This window comes from Enterococcus haemoperoxidus ATCC BAA-382 (assembly GCF_000407165.1).
GTDB lineage: Bacteria > Bacillota > Bacilli > Lactobacillales > Enterococcaceae > Enterococcus_L > Enterococcus_L haemoperoxidus.
Genome location: NZ_KE136479.1, coordinates 1,208,017 through 1,232,090 on the forward strand (window position 1 = coordinate 1,208,017; position 24,074 = coordinate 1,232,090).

A 24,074-nucleotide genomic window follows, 5' to 3' on the forward strand; every position below is an offset into this window, starting at 1 on the left:
ATGATGAAAAATAAATACACACCGACCGCCATAGGTCTATATATCAACTACATTGTCCATGGGATGGGCGTTATTATTATTTCACAAAACCAAAATTCGTTGATGACACAATGGGATACGGATTTGATGGGGATTGCTAAAGTTATTTCGATGTTAGGGATTGGTCGTTTGATTGCCATCATGATCTCAGGGCGCCTATCTGATAAGTTTGGACGTAAGCCATTTATTTATTTAGGAATGGTTACCTATGCCGCTTATTTCTTTGGAATATTGTATAGTCCAAGTGTTGAGTTAGCCATGTTTTTCGCAGTAGTTGCCGGGATTTCAAATTCATTCCTAGATTCTGGAACCTATCCTGCATTAATGGAATCATTTCCTAAAACAGCTGGAACAGCCACAGTTTTGTTAAAAGCCTTTATTCAAGGAGGACAATTTGCTCTTCCATTAATCATTAAATTCTTAGCTTCAAATCACTTATGGTTTGGTTGGTCATTTATGATTGCCGCAATTTTACTGGGGATCAATGCGATTTATTTGTGGAAGCAACCGTTTCCTGATGCAGATGCTAAACTTGCTGAAGAAACTGAAGAGGTAGTAGAACAAGCACCTACAGTGAAATTTAAATCAAAACCTAAGATGGCGATCGAAGGGGTTGCTTTTGTTATCTACGGTTTTATCGCGCAAGCAACGTTTTATTTAATCAGTCAATTTATCGGAACCTATGGTGAACAAGTTGCCGGCATGGCTCAAACTGATGCAGGTGTCTTAGTTTCTTATTATTCGATTGGTTCTTTACTATGTGTAGCATTTACAGCAATTATGGCTTCTAAAGTTCGTTCAGTGTATCTAGTTGTTATTTATACATTTGTTTCATTTTTGACGATCGCTATTATGTGGTTATTCCCAACTCCGCTTGTTTGTATGATTGGCGCAGCTCTAGTCGGTTTCTTTGCCGCTGGTGGCGTGTTACAATTAGGACTGACAGTGATGGGTGAAATGTTCCCAGCAGGTAAAGGGACAATCACAGGAATCTATTATACGTTTGGAAGTATTGCTTCATTTGTTATTCCAGTAGCAGCCGCTCAAATCGCCAAAACGAATGTACGTGGTATCATGTTATTCGATACGATCATTGCGGGAATCGGTTTTGTTTTAGCGGTTATTATTTTTATTCGCTATCGTCAAACGATCGATACATCTAAATAGGGAGGATACAAAAAATGAATACAGTCACAGTTAAAAACGTAACTCTCGGAAGTGGGAGCCCTAAAATTATTGTTCCTTTAGTAGGTAAAAATGAAACAGAATTAATCGAAGAAGCCAACCATTTAGTAACGATCGATTGTGATCTAGTGGAATGGCGTGTTGATTTTTTTGATCAAGTAGCCGATTTTCAAGCAGCTGCTGAAATGTCAAAAAAGATTGCAGAAATCTTAAACGATAAACCAGTTCTGTTCACGTTTCGTACGAAACAAGAAGGCGGCGAAATTGCGTTTTCAGATGAACAATACTTTGGTTTGTACAAAACAGTCATCGAAAATGGTACAATTGATTTATTGGATGTTGAATTGTTTATGGATGATGCTCTTGTTCAACAAACCATTCAAGCAGCACATGAAAAAGACATCAAAATTGTGATGTGTAACCATGATTTTGATAAAACACCCAACAAAGAAGAAATTGTTTCAAGATTATGCCGTATGCAGGAAAAAAATGCTGATATCTGTAAAATTGCTGTAATGCCGCAATCTTCCGATGATGTATTGACACTTTTGTCAGCTACAAATGAGATGAAGACGATGCATGCAAATCGACCAATCGTTACGATGTCTATGGGGCAACTAGGAATGGTCAGCCGGATGTGCGGAGAAGTTTTTGGTTCAGCCATGACTTTTGGTGCCGCTAAAAAAGCTTCTGCACCAGGTCAAGTTCCAGTTGGTGAACTACGAGACGTTCTTAAAACGTTAGCTTTATAATCAATAGACTAGTTAGAAATGAGTTGTCTTGTTTCTAACTAGTCTATTTTTCTTGCATCCGTTGATTTCTTTGATAAACTTAATCATGAGGTGAATAAATTGGCTAAGAAAAAGAAAACACAAAAAACAAATGCAATGCGAATTGTTGAACAACATAAAATCACATATAAAGAATATGAATTTGAGTGGAGTGAAGACCATTTAAGTGCAGATAGTGTTGCTGTAAAATTAGGGATCGAGGATGGAAAAATCTTTAAGACGTTAGTAACTATAGGCAATAAAACTGGTCCTGTTGTCGCCGTTATTCCAGGTAATAAAGAATTGGATCTAAAAAAATTAGCAAGTGTAAGTGGTAATAAAAAAGTTGATATGCTTCATCTGAAAGATTTAGAAGAAACGACTGGCTATATTAGAGGTGGCTGCTCTCCAATCGGAATGAAAAAACAGTTTCCAACGTACATTGCTGAAGAAGCAAATTCCTTTGATGCGATCATTATTTCGGCAGGTAAAAGAGGGATGCAGATTGAATTATCTCCTCTGTCTATTCTTCAAGTAACAAATGGCAGCATAGCCAATTTAACCATGTGAAATTGAAATGATCGCGTTAGGCTCATTTTCTACTGATATTTTTGCAATGCTTGTTTAGCTAATGTATCTGCACCTTTATTTTGGCTTTCAGGAAGCCATTTTACTAACAATAAAGGAAAATGACTTTCTAATTGCTGATATGTATGCAAATAAGGTTGGAACAAAGGGTTTTTGGCATGATGTTTTTCAATTGTTTGAACCACGATTTTACTGTCGGAGTGGATCAGTACGGTTTGATCGTTTAGTTTTTTTTCAATAACAAATTTCAACGCTTTAATAAAAACTTTAAATTCAGCCTCGTGATTGGAACACTCTCCAAGAGGCACGTGGATTTGTTCATGAAGTGCATCACCTACAATTACAATACCGCCACCACTTGGGCCAGGATTTCCTTTTGTTGCAGCATCGACATATATTCGTAACATAAAAGTCTCCTTATTTTCTTTTTGTTAAAAGTTGAAGTGTGGTACTATTATAACATACTGAATTTTTATTAAGGGGTCGCTACATGAAGAAAAGAGTCTATCATTGGCAACCAGAATTATCAACAGCGATAATTTATTGGTCCTGTACATTTGGCATTTTATTTTTGAGTTTGATTTTAACATTAGAACATACTCGTCCTTATTTGATTAGTAATATTGTGTTAGGTCTTTTCTTTTTCTTTGCTTTTCTGGGATGCAACCGTTATTTTATGATTGAAGATGAATTTTTGATCGTCCATGCATTATTACCAATGAGACGTAAAAAAATAACGTTACCTTCAATCGAAATGATTCGAGTCGGGCCAAAATGTATTGAAATAAAATCGTCTGAATTTAAAGAAAACACACAAATGTTTATTATGACCAAGAAAAATAAAACAGCATTTTTGGAGTCAATCAAGCAGAACAGCTTCTTTACAGCAACTGTTATTGATGACCCTGAATTGACTATTGGCAAACATTATTAAAAAGAAGAGCTAAACAAAACCCTAGAGGTTTTGCTTAGCTCTTCTTTTTAATTATTCATAAATGACAAGCAAATAGCTTTTTCTATAATTTTTTTACATGAGCAGCTTGTAAGCCACGTGTACCTTCCATTACTTCAAATTCTACAGCTTGATTTTCTTCCAATGATTTAAAGCCATCTTCTTCGATTGCTGTGAAATGAACAAAGATTTCTTCGTCCTCATTGTAACCAATAAATCCGTAACCTTTTCTATTATCGAACCACTTGACGAACCCTTTTTCCATTCAAATCACGCTCCTTTATTTTCTAAAGTCTAGCATCATTATAAAGTGAAAAAAGCAACCCGTCAATCTTTTGTAAAAAAGTTATTTTTATAATGGAAAAGTACTGAATTAAACGTTATAACGAGTTAAAACTTAACGAAAAATGATATTTGGTTAAAATAGTTTGGGAAAGAGCTTGTATGATAAAAACAGATATAGAAATTTATCGAAATGTTGACTTATTACCTGTTAATAAAGTAGCAGAATCAATTGGTCTAACTCAAGAAGATCTAGAATTATTTGGTAAATACAAAGCAAAAATTGATTTTTCGACGATGCAACGTGTATCAGAATATGAAGAAGGTAAATTGATTTTAGTCACCTCGATTAATCCAACTCCAGCGGGAGAAGGTAAATCAACAGTTACGATTGACTTAGGAGATGCGTTGAATCATATTGGAAAGAAGACCATTATTTCTTTACGCGAACCTTTATTGGGACCTGTTATGGGCATCAAAGGTGGAGCGACTGGTGGAGGATATGTTCAAGTATTGCCGATGGAAGATATCAACTTGCATTTCACTGGAGTTAACGATAATGTAAAAGAGATTGCTACTTTACGGAAATTATGTGAAACAATCCAAGTACCAGTTGAATTGACGAGTGTTTGGGAAAAAGGGACATAAGGTTGTGTGGCTTTAGCAAAAAGGGTTGCACAAGTTATTGAAGAAGAGACAGCTGATTTTAAAACGATTTATCAAATGGGGATGAATCTAGAAGATAAAATTCACGCAATCGTAACGAAAATCTATGGCGGTAGTGATGTAGTGTTTTCTAAAAAAGCACAAAACCAACTTGCTACTTTTGAAAAATACGGTTGGGATCGTTTGCCAGTAAGTATGGCAAAAACGCAATATTCCTTGTCTGATGATCCTCAAAATTCAGGTCATCCAGAAGGCTGTACAATAACGATTCGTGATCTAGTTTTTAAAATTGGTGCAGGATTTATTGTAGCTTTAACGGGGGATGTCATGACGATGCCAGGCTTGCCGAAAAAACTGCTGCATTAAATATGGATGTTGATAAAGAGGGACAGGCAATTGGATTATTTTAATCTGTAATAATTGATAATAGTAAAACAAAAGCCTATTTCTTAAAGGCTTTTATTTTTTTAGTAGAAAGAAATTTATTTCTACCCAAATCAACTTCTTTCTTCCAGTCTGACTATTTTTGTTATATACTTTAGACTAAAGCTCGAGGAGGAATCAGCATGAATATTCGTTGTACTAGAAATACCGGATTTTATGGAATGGGTAGTCCAATCGAGATCAGAAAAAATGATAAAAAGTGGTTTTACTTAAGCCATAATGAAATAAAACAAGTCGAAATAGATGAAACAGAATGTACAATACAGGCTAAGTTTTTCTTTTTGAAGAGTGCACCTTTTGCGGTAAGCGATCAAGGACGAATTGTTGATTTAGAGATAACAATGAACCCAACATTGATCTTGATTTATGTTATACTCTTCATTGGAATGTTTTTGATTCCGTTGTTACATTTGAATATAATAGGAATTTTACTATTATTTGTTCTCTATTTTATTTTTGTATTTTCAATGTTAAATAAAGCATATGTAATCAAGGAGAAAATGTGATGGGTGAAAGAGCTGAAGAATTTCTAAGTAGTTTTAATCGTATTGAAAAGTGGTTTCGTGAACAATTAAATAATCCAACTAATATGGGATTCAGTGAAATGGTTCGAAGATTATCTAGAAAAAAAGACAGCCAAATACCACTTTTTCAAGATGATTTACTCCAAATGGCCCAACTAAGAAATGCGATTGTTCATGAACAGATTTCAACCGATTTTGTGATAGCTGAACCAAATGAGTGGGCAGTTAACCGCCTGTTGGAAATCGAAAAATCGTTGATCAGTCCTGAAACCGTTCTACCTCGTTTCTCAAAAAAGGTCACAGGATTTGATGTGAACATTTCTATCAAAGAAATTTTAGCGATTGTGGCTCGTAAGCAATACTCACAATTTCCAATCTATGATGATGGGATATTTAAAGGGTTAATCACTGTCAGAGGGTTAGGAATTTGGTTGGCAGTCGAAAGTTCTAAAGGAGACATTCAGTTAGAAGGAAGAAAAGCCTCAGAACTTTTGGTAAGTAATTACAAAGGCAGTAACTACCAATTTGTTAGTAAAGATACGACAGTGTTTCAAGTTGAAGAGATGTTTGTGACCCAAGTCAAATTAGAAGCAATTTTGATCACAAAAGATGGCAATCCAAATGGTAGTTTGCTTGGCATTATTCGTCCAAGAGATTTATATAATAATTTAGAGAAGGAATGAAAGCCGTTGTTAGCAGTTTATTTAATTATCAGTGCAGTCCTAGTTGGTTTAGATCAGTGGGTCAAATATTTAACGGTTGCCAATATCCCACTGGGCGAAACCAAAGAATTTATTCCAGGAGTGTTATCATTTACGTACCTTCGGAATACGGGAGCTGCATGGAGTCTTCTAGAAGGAAAAATGTGGTTCTTTTATATCGTCACGGTGATTGTGGTAGCCGTGGTTTTGTATATTTTAGTTAAAAATATTAATGGAAGCAAGTGGTTTACAGTCGGTTTGAGTTTAGTCTTAGCCGGAGCAGTCGGAAATTTTATCGACCGCATTCGTCTAGGTTTTGTTGTTGATATGTTCCAAACAGAATTTATTAGCTTTCCTATATTCAATGTTGCTGACTCTGCGCTAGTAATTGGCGTGATATGTATTTTTATTTATTTGATTTTAGACGAAAAAGCAGCGAAGGATGGAAAAAATGGACCAAATTAATGTAAAAATAAAACAAGAAAAAGGACGGATCGACAAAGTTTTAAGTGATTTATTAAAAGATCATTCCCGTTCACAAATTCAACAGTGGTTAAAAGATCAAAATATAACGGTCAATGGTGAAATTACCCGTCCAAATTATAAAGTAAAAGAAAATGACGAAATTAATATTAATGTGCCTGAGCCAGAAGAACTTGATGTTTTAGCAGAAGACATTCCAATCGAAATTGTTTATGAAGATGACGATGTATTAGTCGTTAATAAACCTCAAGGAATGGTCGTTCATCCATCTGCTGGACATCAGCATGGAACACTAGTAAATGCCTTGTTATATCATATAAAGGACTTATCTTCAATCAACGGCATCATACGTCCCGGCATCGTCCATCGTATCGATAAAGATACCTCAGGTTTATTAATGGTTGCTAAAAATGATAAAGCTCACATTGCTTTAGCTGAACAATTAAAAGATAAAACCTCACTTAGAAAATACGTTGCCTTAGTCCATGGTGAAATATCGCATGATAAAGGTGAAATTAATGCGCCAATTGGCCGTTCAAAAAATGATCGGAAAATGCAAGCAGTCATCGAAGGTGGAAAACCAGCAGTGACACATTTTGAAGTGTTGGAGCGCTTTGAAGGTTATACCTTACTTCAACTTCAATTAGAAACAGGACGCACGCATCAAATCCGTGTCCACATGAAATATATCGGTTATCCAGTCGCAGGCGACCCGTTATATGGACCAAGAAAGACGTTAAAAGGCAAAGGACAATTTTTACACGCCGAAATACTAGGTTTTAAACACCCAACAACCGGCCAAATGATGGTCTTTGAAGCGCCTTTACCAGATCTTTTCGAAAAAACTTTAGACCAATTAAGAAATAATGATTGATTTATTTTAAAAGAAAAGGTACACTGTTTTAGAAAGAAAATTTAATAAGTAATCCTTTAAGAGTAGTCCCGTGAGGCTAAGAAGGAAACATGCAGAACAATATCTAGGTGCGCTTAGAAAAAATCTGTATGAACTGAATGGTATCTTTGTATAGATAAATTCAATCCTCCTATCCGAACACGGGTAGGAGGATTTTTCTTTGCCACGAATTGGTGAGAATCACAGCGACCGTTTTGCAAAGCAGGTGATGAACAGTATTTTTCGAGCGAAGTTATCACTCTAGTGAAATCAACTACTTAAAATTAGGAAAAGCAAACACTAACATCACATGAAATAGAGCAAGTGTGATGCCTTTACACTGAAACAAATAGCTCATAAGGCAATTGTGAAAACTACATTTTCAGGAGGAGAAAAAAATGCAAAAAAAAGAAGTTGTCGATGCAGTAACTATGAAACGTGCACTAACAAGAATTACTTATGAAATCATTGAGAGAAACAAAGGAATCCAAGATATTGTATTGGTTGGAATAAAAACCCGTGGAATCTACATTGCTCAAAGAATTGCAGAACGTTTAAAACAATTAGAACACATTGAAGTTCCGGTAGGTGAGTTGGACATTACCCTATATCGGGATGATATGGATGGTCAATCAATGAAAGAACGTTCATTAGAAGAACCAGAACTTCACTCGTCTGATATTCCTGTTTCATTAGAAGGAAAAGAAGTGATTTTGATTGATGATGTACTTTTTACAGGACGGACGATACGAGCTGCAATGGATGCAGTAATGGATCTTGGTCGACCTAGAAAAATTTCATTAGCTGTCTTAGTGGATAGAGGGCACAGAGAGCTTCCGATTAGAGCGGATTATGTTGGTAAAAATATCCCGACTTCAATGGCAGAAGAAATCATTGTTGAAGTAGAAGAAAAAGACGGAGCAGATCGGATTTTGATCGCAAGCACAGAAGAGTAAAAAATACAATAGCAAAGATAGGGTAGGTTGAGATGACAGAAAAGAAATTTCGTAATGATGAAGCAGTTTTAGATATTCACGATAGACCGAAGACAGTACATTGGGTTGGCTTAAGCTTACAGCATTTATTCACAATGTTTGGTGCAACAGTATTAGTGCCAATTTTAGTAGGAATCGATCCAGGAATCGCTTTAGTTAGTTCGGGACTTGGCACAATCGTCTATTTATTCGTAACAAAAGGGAAAATTCCAGCTTATCTAGGAAGTAGTTTTGCCTTTATCGCGGCAATGCAGATGCTAATGAAAAGTGATGGCTATCCAGCAATCGCTCAAGGTGCTATAACAACAGGATTAGTTTATCTAATCGTTTCCATCATTATAAGTAAAATCGGCTCAGCTTGGTTAGATAAAATTCTACCACCGATCGTAGTAGGTCCCGTTGTAATGGTCATTGGATTAGGGCTTGCTTCTAATGCTGCAAATAACGCCATGTTCAATAACGGAGAGTATGATTTTAAATTCATTGCGGTTGCTTTGATCACACTGGGATTAACAATCTTTTATAACATGTTTTTCAAAGGATTTTTAGGCTTGATTCCAATTTTACTAGGAATCGTCAGTGGGTATCTCGTTGCATTAGTATTCGGTATCGTAGACATTGAACCAATCAAAAATGCAGCTTGGTTTGCTATGCCAAACTTTGAAATACCTTTTGTTCAATATCAACCTAAACTATATTTAAATGCAATCACAACAATGGCCCCAATAGCATTTGTCACGATGACAGAGCATATCGGACACTTAATGGTTTTAAATAAACTAACCAAACGCAATTTCTTCCAAGAGCCTGGGTTATCAAAAACATTAATGGGTGACGGTGCTGCACAGATTGTAGCAGGGTTGGTTGGTGGACCGCCTGTTACAAGTTACGGTGAAAATATCGGTGTTCTAGCAATTACACGAGTACACAGTGTGTTCGTTATTGCAGGGGCAGCGGTCTTCGCTGTTGGACTTGGTTTTGTAGGGAAATTAAGTGCAATCATTTTAAGTATCCCTGGTCCAGTTATTTCAGGTATCAGCTTCGTCTTATTCGGAGTCATCGCAGCCAGCGGGTTGAAAATCTTGATAGATAATCAAATCAACTTTGACAAGAAAAAGAATTTACTGATTGCATCAGTGATCTTAGTTATCGGTATCGGCGGCTTAGTCTTTAAATTAGATACCTTCGAGTTATCATCGATGGCATTAGCCACAGTTTTAGGAATTATCCTAAACTTGATTTTACCTGAAACAGCACGTAGTGAAGAAAAAGTCTAACTAGCGAAGTGGAACGTTGTTACTATCGTTATCTAGCTTCAAGAGCTAGCCTTTCGGGAAAAAGATAAAATATGCTGTGACAAAAAGCGTCACAAACGTATTTTCCTGTCAAGGCTGATCGAACTCTTTCAGCTTTTAAAATAAGGAGGAAAACGAATGATCATAACATCTGAACGTATCAGTTTGAAACATCTGTTAACCGTAGAAGCATTAAGTGATCAAGAAGTTATGGGCTTGATCCACCGTGCGCAAGAGTTTAAACAAGGAGCGACCTGGCAACCCGAGAAAAAACAATACTTTGCGACAAATCTGTTTTTTGAGAACAGCACACGAACCCACAAGAGCTTTGATGTTGCTGAAAAAAAATTAGGGATTGAAGTAATCGAGTTTGAAGAAAGTATGAGCTCGGTAAAAAAAGGTGAGACGCTTTATGATACAGTGCTGACAATGTCAGCAATCGGAGTGGATGTGGCAGTCATTCGTCATGGAGAAGAAAACTATTATGACGAATTGATTCAAAGCAAAACAATTCAATGTTCCATCATTAACGGTGGAGACGGTAGTGGTCAGCATCCTACGCAATGTTTATTAGATTTGATGACAATATATGAAGAATTTAAGCACTTTGAAGGATTAAAAATTGCAATCGTTGGTGATATCACACACTCTAGAGTCGCAAAATCAAACATGCAAATGCTGAAACGACTTGGTGCCACAATCTTTTTCTCAGGACCAGAAGAATGGTACGACAAGCAATTTGAAGCATATGGGCACTATATGCCTTTAGAGGAAGTAGTAGAGACAGTAGATGTGATGATGCTGCTTAGAGTGCAACATGAACGTCATGATGGATCAGAACTGTTTTCAAAAGAAGAGTATCATCAACAATACGGTTTAACTGTTGAACGAGCGAAACGACTACAAAAACATGCAGTCATTATGCATCCAGCTCCTGTCAATCGGGATGTTGAATTAGCGGATTCTTTAGTTGAAGGGATTCAATCCAGAATTATTCAGCAGATGAGCAATGGCGTTTATATGAGAATGGCAATCTTAGAAGCAGTATTACATGGAAAGGCATAGGTGAACAAAATGAAAACACTTATCAAAAATGGAAGAATCATAAAAAAAGACAATCAATTGATACCAGCAGAAATTTGGATAGAAGATGGAAAAATCAGAGCAATTGGTGAAACCTTTGATGAATCTGAATTTGAAAAAGTATACGATGCAAAAGGTCAACTGATCACTCCAGGGTTAGTTGATGTTCATGTTCACCTAAGAGAACCTGGGTTTACTTATAAAGAAACAATCGAAACAGGCAGTAAATCAGCTGCAAGAGGCGGATACACAACCGTTTGCGCTATGCCTAACTTAAACCCTGTACCAGATACTGCAGAAAAATTAAAAGAAGTTTATGACATTATTGAAGAAAACGCTGTGGTAAAAGTGTTGCAATATGCACCAATCACAGAAGAATTACGCAGTGAAACATTAACCGATCAAAAAGCGTTAAAAGCAGTTGGCGCTTTCGCGTTTACAAATGACGGGGTAGGCGTACAAACTGCAGGTACAATGTATCTTGCAATGAAAGAAGCAGCAGCGATCGACATGGCGATCGTAGCTCATACAGAAGATGAATCACTTCTCTTTGGCGGAGTCATGCATGAAGGAGAGATTTCGAAAAAATTAGGTTTACCAGGAATTTTAAGTTCTACAGAAGCCTCACAAATCGCTCGAGATGTTGTTTTAGCAGGTGAAACAGGTGTGCATTATCATGTCTGTCACGTTTCAACAAAAGAAAGTGTTCGTGTGATACGGGATGCTAAACGAGCTGGAATTCATGTTACAGCGGAAGTAGCTCCTCACCACTTGATTTTGATTGATGAAGATATTCCAGAAGATAATGGTTTTTGGAAAATGAATCCACCACTTAGAGCAACATCTGATCGTGATGCGTTAATCGAAGGTTTACTTGATGGTACGATTGATTGTATTGCTACTGACCACGCACCCCATGGACTAGAAGAAAAAAATCAGACCTTCTTAAAAGCACCATTTGGAATTGTCGGAAGTGAAACAGCTTTTCAACTGATTTATACCCATTTTGTTGTAACTGGGAAATTCACTTTAGAACAAGTAATCAATTGGATGGCAACAAAACCAGCAGAGATTTTTGGTTTAGATGCTGGTACACTTACAATCGGAAGTCCTGCGGATATCGCCGTTTTCGACTTGCTGTCTGAAGAGGAAATTGATGATAAAGATTTTGAATCATTAGGCGTCAATACTCCATTTGTTGGTTGGAAAGTCAAAGGGAATACACTAATGACATTTGTTGATGGACAATCAGCATGGTCTAAAGAGGAGGCATAAATTTGAAGCGACTATTGATACTAGAAGACGGAACCGTTTTTGAAGGAAAAGCGTTTGGTGCAGATGTTAATGTTGTTGGAGAGGTCGTCTTTACAACAAGCATGACAGGCTATCAAGAAGCAATCACTGACCAAAGTTTCAATGGTCAAATTATTACATTTACTTATCCAATGGTTGGTAATTATGGTGTCAATCGCGATGATTATGAATCAATCTCCCCAACTTGTAAAGGTGTAGTCGTCAAAGAACATGCCAGACTTGCTTCAAATTGGCGTGCACAAATGACATTAGATGAATTTTTGAAAAGAAAAGGGATTCCTGGAATTTCAGGAATTGATACACGTGCGCTAACAAGAAAACTTCGTTCAGTCGGAACAATGAAAGCCGCTTTTGTTGATGCAGACGATGATTTGACCCATGAATTTGATCAGCTCAAAGCAACAGTTTTACCTAAAAATCAAGTGGCTCAGGTGTCCACAACGAAACCATATCCAAGTCCAGGTATCGGCCGTAATGTTGTGGTAGTTGATTTTGGATTGAAACATAGCATATTACGTGAGTTATCAAAACGTCATTGTAATTTGACAGTTTTACCTTATAATACGCCTGCTGAAACGATTTTAGAACTTTCTCCAGATGGTGTCATGCTAACGAATGGACCAGGAGATCCTAAAGATGTGCCAGAAGCAATCGAAATGATTCAAGCAATTCAAGGGAAAGTGCCGATTTTTGGAATTTGTCTAGGGCATCAACTATTTGCTTTAGCAAATGGAGCTGACACTTACAAAATGAAATTTGGTCATCGGGGATTAAATCATCCTGTCAGAGAAATTGCAACAGGAAGAATCGATTTCACTTCGCAAAATCATGGATATGCAGTGGATGAAACAACCGTCGATCCTGAAAAATTGTTGGTTACCCATGTTGAAGTAAATGATGGTTCTGTTGAAGGCGTTAGACATCGTCAACATCCAGCTTTTACGGTGCAGTATCATCCTGATGCAGCACCAGGACCACACGACGGCCTTCATTTGTTTGATGAGTTTATGGAATTAATGGATGCATGGAAGGAGCAAGACTAATGCCAAAAAGAACAGACATTAAAAAAATCATGGTTATCGGTTCAGGTCCAATCATCATTGGCCAAGCGGCGGAATTTGATTATGCGGGTACGCAGGCATGTCTTGCTTTAAGAGAAGAAGGATATGAAGTTGTTTTGGTCAATTCAAACCCAGCAACAATCATGACAGATAAAGAAATTGCGGATCAGGTTTACATTGAACCGATTACTTTGGAATTTGTTTCACGTATTTTACGAAAAGAACGTCCAGATGCATTATTGCCAACGCTGGGAGGTCAAACAGGACTGAATATGGCGATGGAATTAGCTGCTTCAGGTATTTTAGATGAACTTAATGTAGAATTACTAGGAACAAAATTAAATGCGATCGATCAAGCAGAAGACCGCGATTTGTTTAAGCAGTTAATGGAAGACTTAGATCAGCCGATTCCTGAAAGTGAAATTGTTAATACAGTGGCACAAGCGGTAGCGTTTGCGAATACGATTGGTTATCCAATTATCGTGCGTCCTGCATTTACCTTAGGCGGTACTGGTGGTGGGATGTGTGATAATGAAGAAGAACTAAGGATCATCGCTGAAAATGGTCTGAAATTATCTCCTGTAACCCAATGTTTGATTGAAAAAAGTATTGCTGGCTTTAAAGAAATCGAATATGAAGTGATGCGTGATTCAGCTGATAACGCAATCGTTGTGTGTAACATGGAAAACTTCGACCCTGTGGGAATCCATACAGGGGATTCAATCGTTTTTGCACCGAGTCAAACATTATCTGATCATGAATATCAAATGCTCCGTGATGCATCTTTGAAAATTATCCGAGCTTTAAAAATAGAGGGTGGCTGTAATGTTCAATTAGCTTTAGATCCTCACAGTTTCAACTATTACGTTATTGAAGTGAATCCACGTGTTTCACGCTCATCCGCATTAGCGAGTAAAGCAACGGGTTATCCAATCGCTAAATTAGCAGCAAAAATTGCTGTGGGTCTAACATTAGATGAAATGAAAAATCCAGTCACTGAAACAACATATGCAGAATTTGAGCCAGCTTTAGATTATGTCGTAGCAAAAATCCCACGCTGGCCTTTCGATAAGTTTGAAAAAGGCGAACGCCGTTTAGGGACTCAAATGAAAGCGACTGGTGAGGTCATGGCAATTGGCCGTAACATTGAAGAGTCATTGTTAAAGGCAGTCCGATCACTTGAAATCGGGGCATATCATAACGAGCTAAAAGAAATAAAAGATGTCAGCGATGAGTTATTAACTGAAAAAATCGTGAAAGCGCAAGATGATCGGTTGTTTTATCTATCAGAAGCAATTCGTCGAGGTTTCACAATCGAAGATTTAGCGATGCTTACCAAAATCGATTTATTCTTCTTAGATAAACTACTTCACATTTTCGAGTTGGAAACAGCATTAACAGAAAATATCAAAGATGTTGAGATTCTAAAAGAAGCCAAACAAAATGGGTTTACTGACAGAAAAATTGCTGAACTATGGCAATTGAATGAGCAAGCTGTTGCAGATTATCGTCACGAACAAAAAATTCTTCCTGTCTATAAAATGGTCGATACTTGTGCGGCAGAATTCGAATCTCAAACACCGTATTTTTACAGTACTTATGAATATGAAAACGAAAGTATTCGCTCCGAGAAACCTTCTGTACTAGTTCTAGGTTCAGGACCAATCAGAATCGGACAAGGAGTGGAGTTTGATTATGCAACTGTTCACTCTGTAAAAGCGATTCAAGAAGCTGGTTTTGAAGCAATTATTATGAATAGTAATCCAGAAACTGTCTCAACCGACTTCTCGATTTCAGATAAACTTTATTTTGAACCGTTAACACTAGAAGATGTTATGAACGTGATCGAATTAGAGCAACCGACAGGTGTTATTGTTCAGTTTGGCGGTCAAACAGCAATCAACTTAGCTGAACCTTTAGTAAAACAGGGTGTCAAGATTTTAGGAACATCGATTGAAGACTTGGATAGAGCCGAAAATCGCGACTTATTTGAGCAAGCATTACAAGCATTGGACATTCCTCAACCTCCTGGAGATACTGCAACAAGTGCTGAAGAAGCGGTGGCTGTTGCCAATAAAATTGGTTATCCTGTCTTAGTTCGTCCTAGTTATGTCCTTGGTGGACGGGCAATGGAAATTGTAGAGAATCAAAAGGATTTGGAAGATTATATGCGTAATGCTGTAAAAGCTTCACCTGAACATCCAGTATTAGTGGATAGCTACTTACTAGGAAAAGAATGTGAAGTTGATGCCATTTGTGATGGTCAGACCGTTTTAATCCCAGGCATCATGGAACATATCGAACGTGCGGGAGTTCATTCTGGAGATTCAATGGCTGTTTATCCACCGCAAACTTTATCAAAAGAGATTCAACAAACAATAGCTGATTATACTAGAAAACTAGCAATCGGGCTTAATTGCGTTGGTATGATGAACATTCAATTTGTAATCCACGAGGAGAAAGTTTATGTGATTGAAGTCAATCCTCGAGCAAGTCGAACAGTGCCATTTTTAAGTAAAATCACAGGAATTCCAATGGCTCAGGTAGCGACAAAAGCAATTCTTGGAGAGAAACTTACCGATTTAGGGTATCAAGATGGTTTATATCATGAAAGTAAGCAAGTACACATCAAGGCGCCGGTATTCTCATTCACCAAACTCCAAAAAGTAGACACCTACTTAGGACCTGAGATGAAATCAACTGGTGAAGTAATGGGTTCTGACTATAGTTTAGAAAAGGCACTATACAAAGCTTTTGAAGCTTCTGGACTACACTTACCAAGTTTTGGTGCTGTCTTGTTCACTATAGCTGATGAAACGAAGGAAGAAGCACTGGCATTAGCAAAACGCTTCAATGAAATCGGTTATAGCTTAATTGCAACAAAAGGCACCGCAGATTTTCTTGCAGATAATGGGTTATCAGTGAAAACCGTTCTTAAAATAAATCAAGGCGGGGAAACAGTTCTAGATTTAATCCGTAGTGGTGAAGCGCAAGTTGTTGTGAATACGATGGATAAAAATCGTTCGGATCTAAATCAAGATGGATTTTTGATCCGCCGTGAAGCAGTAGAACATGGAGTTCCATTGTTTACATCATTAGACACAGCTGAGGCAATCCTGAAAGTCCTAGAATCACGGGCATTTTCAACTGAGTCTATCTAAATCTAAATAAAAGGTGAGAAAAAAACGGACCCTTTGTAAATAAAAGAGTTCAGCGTTTTTTCTCAACCTCATGTTGTAAAGGAGCGGAATAAATGAAACAGGAAATAATGACAATCATCTCTCAGCAACAATTAGCACCTAGGATTTTCCAAATGACGTTGACAGGTGATTTAGTCAACGAAATGGAAAAACCTGGGCAGTTTATCCATATAAAAGTTCCAAGGGTAGATATGCTTTTAAGAAGACCAATCAGTATCAATCAAATAGATAAAGAAGCAAAGACCTGTACGATTATTTATCGAACAGAAGGTGACGGGACCAAAGTTTTTGCTGAACTCACAACTGGTGACACTTTAGATGTTATGGGGCCTTTGGGAAATGGTTTTGATGTCGAGTGTTTGACTGCAGGCCAAAAAGCATATGTGATTGGTGGTGGGATAGGTATTCCACCAATGTACGAACTGTCCAAGCAACTGAAGCAAAGAGGGATCGAAGTCGTTCATTTTCTTGGCTATGCTTCTAAAGAAGTCGCTTATTTTCAAGATGAATTTATTGCTTTAGGTGACACGCGTTTTGCAACGGACGATGGTTCTTTTGGCGTTGAAGGAAATGTCGGCAACCTTTTGTTGGATGCTGTTCAAAAAGAGCAACCTGATGCAGTATATGCTTGCGGTGCTAATGGAATGTTAAAAATGATCGCCCAAGTATTTTCTGACAATCCGAATGTTTTTCTTTCACTAGAACAACGAATGGCTTGTGGGATGGGTGCTTGTTATGCCTGTGTTTGCCATGTGCCTGATGATGAAACTGGAACAAAAAGTGTCAAAGTTTGTGATGAAGGGCCAATCTTTAGAGCCAGCGAGGTGGTTTTATGATGAAAAATTCGTTAGCAATTAGTATTCCTGGTTTAGAATTAAAAAATCCCATTATTCCTGCTAGTGGTTGTTTTGGATTTGGTGAAGAATATGCTAAGTATTACGATCTGGGAAAACTTGGTTCGATCATGATCAAAGCTACGACACCACAAGCACGTTTTGGCAATGCAACACCAAGAGTGGCAGAAACACCAAGTGGTATGCTAAATGCAATCGGGTTACAAAATCCAGGTTTGGATGTGGTCATGAATACAAAACTCCCTGCATTAGAAGCGTATGATGTACCGATTATTGCGAACGTTGCCGGAGCTTGTGAAGATGATTATGTGGAAGTCTGCAGTAAAATTGGGGACGCACCAAATGTTAAAGCAATCGAATTAAATATTTCATGTCCAAATGTAAAACATGGCGGTATTGCCTTTGGAACGGACCCAGATGTTGCCTTTCAATTAACACAAGCTGTGAAAAAAGTATCGAAAGTCCCGATTTATGTAAAGCTTTCTCCAAACGTGACAGATATTGTGCCAGTTGCACAAGCAATTGAAGCTGGAGGTGCGGATGGTTTTTCAATGATCAATACACTTTTAGGGATGCGGATTGATTTAAAGACCCGTCGTCCGGTTTTGGCCAATCAAACAGGAGGATTATCAGGTCCTGCTATCAAGCCCGTTGCAATTCGTTTAATCCATCAAGTTTCTCAGATTTCCAACTTGCCGATCATCGGTATGGGTGGTGTACAAACGGTGGACGATGTCTTAGAAATGTTTATGGCTGGAGCAAGTGCAGTAGCTGTTGGAACTGCTAATTTTACTGATCCATATATATGTCCCAAACTGATCGATGCGTTGCCTAGCAAGATGGCAGAACTTGGAATCGAGTCATTAGAGCAATTAATCAAAGAAGTTAGAGAGGCGAAAAATCTATGAGTCAACGACCGATCATCGCGTTAGATTTCTCTATAAAAATGGAAGTAGAAGCATTTTTAGCTAATTTTCCTAAGGAAGAATCATTATTTGTCAAAGTAGGAATGGAGTTATTTTATCAAGAAGGACCTGAAATCGTCCGTTGGCTGAAAGGGTTGGGTCATTCTGTTTTTCTTGATCTAAAATTACATGATATTCCAAATACCGTTGAAAAATCAATGATTGGCTTAGCGAAGCTTGGTGTGGATATCACGAATGTTCATGCTGCTGGCGGTGTCAAGATGATGGAAGCAGCTAAAAATGGACTGAAAAAAGGAACGGAAGAGGGCGCAAAAGTGCCTATTTTGATTGCTGTGACACAACTTACTTCAACAAGCGAAAAAGAAATGCAGCAAGATCAATTGATTGAAGTCCCTTTAAAAGAGAGTGTGCTCCATTATGCAAAATGTACGGAAAAGGCCGGATTGGATGGAGTAGTTTGTTCCGCATTAGAAGCGCAAGACATTCATCAAGCGACAAGTGAGAAATTTGTTTGCTTAACACCAGGAATACGTCCAAGCGGTAGTGAGGTTGGAGATCAAAAACGAGTAGTGACACCAACCGATGCAAGAAAAATCGGTTCAACTTATATTGTAGTAGGTCGACCAATCACACAAGCTGAAGACCCTTATGAAGCGTATCAATCAATCAAAAATGAGTGGAATGGAGAAATAAAATGACAGAACTAGCTAAAAGGATTGCCAAAGATTTATTAGAAATTGAAGCGGTATTTCTAAGCCCAAACGAACCTTTTACATGGGCAAGTGGAATCAAAAGTCCGATTTATTGTGATAATCGAATCACTATGAGTTATCCAGTTGTTCGTAAGGAGATTGCTAAAGGCTTAGCAGAAAAAATCAAACAAAGCTATCCAGATGTGGAAGTTATTGCTGGAACAGCAACCGCTGGGATTCCCCATGCTGCTTGGGTAGCAGATATTTTAGATTTGCCTATGGTTTATATTCGCAGTAAAGCGAAAGAGCATGGCAAAGGCAATCAAATCGAAGGACGGATCTTTAAAGGACAAAAAATGGTTGTAATTGAAGATTTGATTTCAACAGGTGGAAGTGTCTTAGAAGCTGCAGCTGCGGCAGAACGTGAAGGCGCAGACATTTTAGGTGTTGCAGCGATCTTTACTTATGAACTACCAAAAGGCAAAGAAAAATTTGCAGCACACAAAATGAATTTATTGACATTAACAAATTATTCAACATTGATTGATGCGGCTTTAGAATCTAATTATATTGAAGAAAAAGATGTTGCTTTATTAAAAGAGTGGAAACAAGATCCAGAAAATTGGTTAACTAAATAATTTAGACGATAAAAGTATGATTTTTGATTATATATTCAAAAGTTATACTTTTTTCTTAATCGATGGATTTCTTAAGCTGTGGTATACTTTCATTATAAAAAGAGCAAAATCGCTTTTGAAAATTGACTGATATTGATAATTAGTATACAGTTATTCAAATGATAAAATTAGAAGGTGGGGTTTGATGAAAAATATTCGAAATATGGACGTGGAATGGGGATACGAAGGAGAGCTTGGACCGGAGCATTGGCACACGCTTTGTGATTGGTTTTCGACGGGAGCTAAATATCCTTATCAATCGCCTGTTAATTTATCAAAAAACTTGATCAATGGTGTCTCTGCAAGCAGAGCGATTGATTTTTGTTATAAAATAGAAGAATTTACAGAAAAAGAATTTAAAAATACCTTTCACTTTGTTCCACCAAATACAGAAAGCTATGTAATTTTTGAAGATGAAAAATATTATTTAACAGATATTCATTTTCACACACCAAGCGAGCATACCTTTGATGGAGAACATGCGCCCTTGGAATTTCATCTTGTTCATATGAATAATTCTGGGGATAATTTAGTTGTGGGTTGTTTATTTACCATTACTACAGATGATAATAAATTTTCAAAAAATCAAACGACTCTCAAATGGAACTCACAAACGCATCAACAGTGGTTTGATCCTTCAATTTTTTTACCCGAACAAAAATCTCATTTTCATTACTTAGGTTCGTTAACAACACCGCCAACTAAGGGACCTGTTCATTGGTTTGTTTTCGATTCTATTCAAAAAATGGATCAAGATTTTTTTGCGCGAATTGACGAAGGGATGTTGCCTTTCAACAATCGACCAGTCCAAGCATTGAATGGACGTAAAATCTATTTTTCTGAATAAGACGGAGGGCCTCTATGAATATTCAACAAATGAAATATGTTGTAGCTGTTGCGAATAATGGTAGTTTCAGAGAAGCTGCAAAGAAACTATTCATCACGCAACCAAGTCTTTCAAATGGAATTCGTGAGTTAGAAGAAGAAATTGGTGTAACCTTATTTATTCGTACCAATAAAGGTGCTTCTTTGACTGAAGAGGGGTTGACCTTTTTAGAACATGCGGAAAAGATTTTGACACAAATGGAAATAATTGAAAATCGCTATCAAGAAGTGACTAAGAGTGAACGTTTTTCAATTTCTTCTCAGCACTATGATTTTTTAGGCGAAGTGATGGGGAAAGTTATCCAGCAATTTAAAGACCAATATAAAAATTTTCGTGTATTTGAGACAACGACTTTAAAAGTAATTGAAGACGTAAAAAGTTACCATAGTGAACTTGGTATTATTTATTTAAATAGTCAAAATCAATCAGGTATTGAGCGGTATTTAGAGCAGGCAAATTTAACATATGAAGTTGTTGGAAGCTTTAAAACCCATATTTTTCTTGGAAAAAATCATCCGTTGGCAAAACAAAAAGAAATCAAACTGGAACAATTATGTTGCTATCCCCAAGTTCGTTTTACGCAAGAAGGGAGCAATTTTGCTTATTTTTCAGAAGATCTAATTGAAAATCAAGAACAAGAAACAGTGATTTACACAAATGATCGTGGAACGTTGATGAATTTATTAGTAGAGACAGATGCCTATGCATCAGGATCAGGTGTGGTCACTGGATTTACCAAAAAAGAAATTCGGTTAGTTCCATTAGCGGAAAGTACAAACAATAAAATATGTGTTCTCTATCAGAAAAATAAAACCATTAGTACTATTGGTCAATTTTTTATAAAAGAGTTGAAACAGCTGTTTTGAAACAAAGAAAACTTGTTCTAGAATCCCAATTGAACAAGTTTATGTATTTACAGCATAAAAAAATCATCCTTCAAAAGAGGATGATTTTTTAGTTTAAGTATAAACAAATGAATACATGTTTATTATTTTGTTATTTTTTTGATGCTAATACATAGTTAGTCATTAATTGATAAACTTTTTCCATTTCCTCACGTGTCCCCATCGAAACGCGTAAATAATTGTTCAATCGTTCGATCTTTGGAAAATAGCGAACAAATATGTCGTGAGTTTCTAAATAATGGTATAACTCTTCAATGACCAAATCAGGATGAGTCAGTAAAACAAAGTTTGTTTTTGAGACGAGAGAACGAAATCCTGATTGTTCAATGATTTTTGTAAACCAATCTCTAGTTGCACAAATATCTTTCGTTATTTCTTCATAATATTTTTTATCCTCAACGGCAGCAACAGCTAAATTTTCTGCTAACATATCAACTGAATAAGGATTAAAAGAAGACTTGATACTTTCCGCAATTTGAATATACTTTGGATTACCAATAGCATAACCAACGCGTAAACCCGCTAAAGAGCTTGATTTTGAAAAGGTTCTAATAATGATTAGATTTGGGTATTTATCTAAAAGTTTAATAGCCGATTGACCAGCAAAATCAATGTAGGCTTCATCGATGATCACAATAACTTCTTGATTTTCTTTCAATAAATGCTCGATTTCTACAAGTGGTTTGAATAAACCTGTTGGTGCATTTGGATTAGCAATGATTATCCCACCATTTGGCGGGTTATAATTTTTTACAGCTATTTCAAAGTGACTGTTTAAGGCCAACTCTTTAAATGGGATCTGAAAAAGATCAGCCCAAACTTTATAAAAACCATAAGTGATATCCGGAAATAAAATAGGATCTGAACTATTGAAAAAAGCAAGGAAACAAAAAGCTAACACTTCATCCGATCCATTGCCAATCAAAAAATGTTCAGGAGATAATCCGTGCTTTATCCCCAATGCTTTTTTTAAAGAAAAATTATCAATAGAGCTATATCTTTTTAAATGTTCAGCATCGAAATTTCTCAGTACCTCAGTGACTTTTGGAGAAGGTGGATAAGGGTTCTCATTTGTGTTTAATTTGATCATATCTGAATAATTAGGTTGTTCTCCTGGAACATAAGGAGTGATTTTTCTAATGCCTTTCATGTCGTTCTCTCCTTTCATTTCTTATAACTATAAAGAAGCAAAGAAGGTTTCGCAAGATAAATATGTGGATTTGGAAAGAAAATACGTATTTTTGAAATACAAATTTCATTTTAGGCTAAATTATGCTATTATAATTCCATCAAGAAAAAATGACTACAACTTTTTTGTTTTGATCATGCGTGACGGTTTAAGGCTAATTGTCAATGGTCGGGGGAATAAGTAAGAGGAGATGGTTTGATGGATTTAACGAAAAGATTTAATAAACAAGTATATAAAATCGCCGTTTCGACGATTCGCCAATTTGACGAACAAGTAAGTGATATTGAAGACATTATAAAATTGACGTTGGGAGAGCCAGATTTTAATACTCCTGAGCATGTAAAAACAGCAGCACATGATGCAATCGAAAATAATTTTTCGCATTATTCAGGTATGTCAGGGTTGATGGATGTTCGTGAAGCAGCCACTTTTTTTATGAAAGAAAAATATGGGGTCATTTATCAACCAGCATCTGAAGTTTTAGTAACAGTGGGAGCAACTGAGGCGATTTCTGCAAGTTTACTTTCTATTTTAGAACCTGGCGATAAAGTTTTGATGCCAGCTCCAATCTATCCGGGCTATGAACCAGTGATTACGTTGGCTCAAGCAGAACCAATCTATATTGATACTACATCAAATGATTTTGTATTGACACCTGAAATGATTGAGCTTGCGATGTCAGAACATGGCGATCAGGTTAAAGCAATTATTCTAAATTACCCAAGCAATCCAACTGGTGTAACGTATAATCGTGAAGAAGTCAAAGCGATTGCAGATGTATTGAAAAACTATTCAATCTTCGTGATCAGTGATGAAATCTACAGTGAATTAACCTATGAAGACCAGCATGTATCCATCGCAGAATTTATTCCAGAACAAACTATTTTGATCAATGGTCTATCAAAATCACATGCGATGACGGGCTGGCGGATTGGATTTATCTTTGGACCAGAGAATTTGATTGCTGAAATCATCAAAGTTCATCAATATTTAGTCACAGCGGCTTCTACAATATCTCAAAAAGCAGCAGTTAGAGCGTTGGTTGAAGGAATGAATGATGCAGCAGTAATGAAAGAAGAATACCGAGAACGCCGAGATTTTGTTTATGAGCAAATGACTGCATTTGGGTTTGAAGTAGCCAGACCGAATGGTGCCTTTTATATTTTTGCGAAAATTCCTGCAGGATACCAACAAGATTCTATGAAATTCTGTGTAGATTTAGCTAAGCAAGAAGCAGTAGCGATCATTCCAGGAGTTGCTTTCGGTAAAGAAGCAGAAGGCTATGTAAGAATCAGCTATGCGGCAGACTTAGCGACATTAAAAGAAGCAATGAAACGAATCGGATATTATATCAAAACGAACAGTTAAGCGAGCAATCGTTTAACTGTTTTTTCGTCTCAACAGAACCTTTACATTCCTTTACTCATTATTTACAGAACGTTGAAACAGAATTAACACACTGCTGTTAAAC

The 24,074-nt window shown here is 36.9% G+C and carries 24 protein-coding genes and 1 pseudogene; 22 read left to right on the forward strand and 3 right to left on the reverse strand.

Going from position 1 to position 24,074, the window contains the following annotated elements; all coding sequences use genetic code 11:
* Positions 1-3: 3 nt before the first annotated feature.
* The 3 genes from I583_RS05635 (at position 4) to ybaK (ending at position 2,564) form a co-directional block, all read left to right on the forward strand.
* Positions 4-1,206, forward strand: a complete 1,203-nt coding sequence (locus I583_RS05635; protein ID WP_010761480.1) for an MFS transporter — start codon at positions 4-6, stop codon at positions 1,204-1,206.
* Positions 1,207-1,220: 14 nt separating this feature from the next.
* Positions 1,221-1,976 (forward strand): type I 3-dehydroquinate dehydratase, encoded by a 756-nt coding sequence (gene aroD / locus I583_RS05640; protein WP_010761479.1) that lies wholly within the window; start codon positions 1,221-1,223, stop codon positions 1,974-1,976.
* A 135-nt stretch (positions 1,977-2,111) separates the two neighbouring features.
* A complete protein-coding gene (ybaK, locus tag I583_RS05645) occupies positions 2,112-2,564 on the forward strand; it encodes a Cys-tRNA(Pro) deacylase (protein ID WP_051094825.1) in 453 nt (150 codons plus the stop codon).
* A gap of 29 nt (positions 2,565-2,593) precedes the next feature.
* On the opposite strand, the gene I583_RS05650 is transcribed toward ybaK, so the two are convergent.
* Positions 2,594-2,989 carry a ribonuclease HI family protein gene (locus I583_RS05650; protein WP_010761477.1) on the reverse strand — a complete coding sequence of 132 codons (396 nt, stop codon included), beginning with the start codon at positions 2,987-2,989 and terminating at the stop codon, positions 2,594-2,596.
* An 83-nt stretch (positions 2,990-3,072) separates the two neighbouring features.
* Here I583_RS05650 and I583_RS05655 point away from each other — a divergent pair, with 83 nt between their 5' ends.
* Positions 3,073-3,516 carry an EbsA family protein gene (locus I583_RS05655; RefSeq protein WP_010761476.1) on the forward strand — a complete coding sequence of 148 codons (444 nt, stop codon included), beginning with the start codon at positions 3,073-3,075 and terminating at the stop codon, positions 3,514-3,516.
* A gap of 82 nt (positions 3,517-3,598) precedes the next feature.
* On the opposite strand, the gene I583_RS05660 is transcribed toward I583_RS05655, so the two are convergent.
* Positions 3,599-3,799, reverse strand: coding sequence for a cold-shock protein (locus I583_RS05660; RefSeq protein ID WP_010761475.1), 201 nt, complete (start codon positions 3,797-3,799; stop codon positions 3,599-3,601).
* Positions 3,800-3,981: 182 nt separating this feature from the next.
* Here I583_RS05660 and I583_RS16445 point away from each other — a divergent pair.
* The 17 genes and pseudogenes from I583_RS16445 (at position 3,982) to I583_RS05750 (ending at position 21,375) form a co-directional block, all read left to right on the forward strand.
* A pseudogene (locus I583_RS16445) lies at positions 3,982-4,892 on the forward strand (formate--tetrahydrofolate ligase).
* Between the two features lie 156 nt (positions 4,893-5,048).
* On the forward strand, positions 5,049-5,432 hold the full coding sequence (locus tag I583_RS05675) for a hypothetical protein (protein ID WP_010761472.1): 384 nt from the start codon (positions 5,049-5,051) through the stop codon (positions 5,430-5,432).
* A complete protein-coding gene (locus I583_RS05680; RefSeq protein WP_010761471.1) occupies positions 5,432-6,133 on the forward strand; it encodes a CBS domain-containing protein in 702 nt (233 codons plus the stop codon). The genes I583_RS05675 and I583_RS05680 overlap by 1 nt, the downstream gene beginning before the upstream one ends.
* A gap of 6 nt (positions 6,134-6,139) precedes the next feature.
* Positions 6,140-6,616 carry a signal peptidase II gene (gene lspA, locus I583_RS05685; RefSeq protein ID WP_010761470.1) on the forward strand — a complete coding sequence of 159 codons (477 nt, stop codon included), beginning with the start codon at positions 6,140-6,142 and terminating at the stop codon, positions 6,614-6,616.
* Complete coding sequence (locus I583_RS05690) at positions 6,603-7,508, forward strand: RluA family pseudouridine synthase (RefSeq protein WP_010761469.1); 906 nt, start codon at positions 6,603-6,605, stop codon at positions 7,506-7,508. Before lspA ends, I583_RS05690 begins: the two co-directional genes overlap by 14 nt.
* 416 nt (positions 7,509-7,924) lie before the next feature.
* On the forward strand, positions 7,925-8,482 hold the full coding sequence (pyrR, locus tag I583_RS05695; RefSeq protein WP_010761468.1) for a bifunctional pyr operon transcriptional regulator/uracil phosphoribosyltransferase PyrR: 558 nt from the start codon (positions 7,925-7,927) through the stop codon (positions 8,480-8,482).
* Positions 8,483-8,514: 32 nt separating this feature from the next.
* Positions 8,515-9,798 carry a solute carrier family 23 protein gene (locus tag I583_RS05700; protein WP_010761467.1) on the forward strand — a complete coding sequence of 428 codons (1,284 nt, stop codon included), beginning with the start codon at positions 8,515-8,517 and terminating at the stop codon, positions 9,796-9,798.
* A 156-nt stretch (positions 9,799-9,954) separates the two neighbouring features.
* Positions 9,955-10,881, forward strand: coding sequence for an aspartate carbamoyltransferase catalytic subunit (locus I583_RS05705; RefSeq protein WP_010761466.1), 927 nt, complete (start codon positions 9,955-9,957; stop codon positions 10,879-10,881).
* A 9-nt stretch (positions 10,882-10,890) separates the two neighbouring features.
* Positions 10,891-12,174, forward strand: a complete 1,284-nt coding sequence (locus I583_RS05710; RefSeq protein ID WP_010761465.1) for a dihydroorotase — start codon at positions 10,891-10,893, stop codon at positions 12,172-12,174.
* A gap of 2 nt (positions 12,175-12,176) precedes the next feature.
* Positions 12,177-13,256 (forward strand): carbamoyl phosphate synthase small subunit, encoded by a 1,080-nt coding sequence (locus tag I583_RS05715; protein WP_010761464.1) that lies wholly within the window; start codon positions 12,177-12,179, stop codon positions 13,254-13,256.
* Entirely contained in the window at positions 13,256-16,435 is a 3,180-nt protein-coding gene (gene carB, locus I583_RS05720; protein WP_010761463.1) for a carbamoyl-phosphate synthase large subunit, read from the forward strand. The genes I583_RS05715 and carB overlap by 1 nt, the downstream gene beginning before the upstream one ends.
* Positions 16,436-16,527: 92 nt before the next feature.
* Positions 16,528-17,310, forward strand: coding sequence for a dihydroorotate dehydrogenase electron transfer subunit (locus I583_RS05725; RefSeq protein ID WP_010761462.1), 783 nt, complete (start codon positions 16,528-16,530; stop codon positions 17,308-17,310).
* Entirely contained in the window at positions 17,307-18,236 is a 930-nt protein-coding gene (locus tag I583_RS05730; protein ID WP_010761461.1) for a dihydroorotate dehydrogenase, read from the forward strand. The genes I583_RS05725 and I583_RS05730 overlap by 4 nt, the downstream gene beginning before the upstream one ends.
* The gene (gene pyrF / locus I583_RS05735) at positions 18,233-18,952 is read left to right on the forward strand and encodes an orotidine-5'-phosphate decarboxylase (RefSeq protein WP_010761460.1); all 720 of its coding nucleotides are present in this window, start codon (positions 18,233-18,235) and stop codon (positions 18,950-18,952) included. Before I583_RS05730 ends, pyrF begins: the two co-directional genes overlap by 4 nt.
* Complete coding sequence (gene pyrE / locus I583_RS05740) at positions 18,949-19,584, forward strand: orotate phosphoribosyltransferase (RefSeq protein ID WP_010761459.1); 636 nt, start codon at positions 18,949-18,951, stop codon at positions 19,582-19,584. Before pyrF ends, pyrE begins: the two co-directional genes overlap by 4 nt.
* Positions 19,585-19,768: 184 nt before the next feature.
* Positions 19,769-20,470, forward strand: coding sequence for a carbonic anhydrase family protein (locus I583_RS05745; RefSeq protein WP_010761458.1), 702 nt, complete (start codon positions 19,769-19,771; stop codon positions 20,468-20,470).
* Positions 20,471-20,484: 14 nt separating this feature from the next.
* On the forward strand, positions 20,485-21,375 hold the full coding sequence (locus I583_RS05750) for a LysR family transcriptional regulator (RefSeq protein WP_010761457.1): 891 nt from the start codon (positions 20,485-20,487) through the stop codon (positions 21,373-21,375).
* 130 nt (positions 21,376-21,505) lie between these two features.
* Here the strand turns inward: I583_RS05750 and hisC are convergent, their stop codons facing one another.
* Positions 21,506-22,564: a histidinol-phosphate transaminase gene (gene hisC, locus I583_RS05755; protein ID WP_010761456.1), complete on the reverse strand. Its 1,059-nt coding sequence runs from the start codon at positions 22,562-22,564 to the stop codon at positions 21,506-21,508.
* Positions 22,565-22,801: 237 nt separating this feature from the next.
* On the opposite strand from hisC, the gene I583_RS05765 reads away from it, so the two are divergent.
* The gene (locus I583_RS05765; protein ID WP_010761455.1) at positions 22,802-23,971 is read left to right on the forward strand and encodes a pyridoxal phosphate-dependent aminotransferase; all 1,170 of its coding nucleotides are present in this window, start codon (positions 22,802-22,804) and stop codon (positions 23,969-23,971) included.
* Positions 23,972-24,074: the final 103 nt, after the last annotated feature.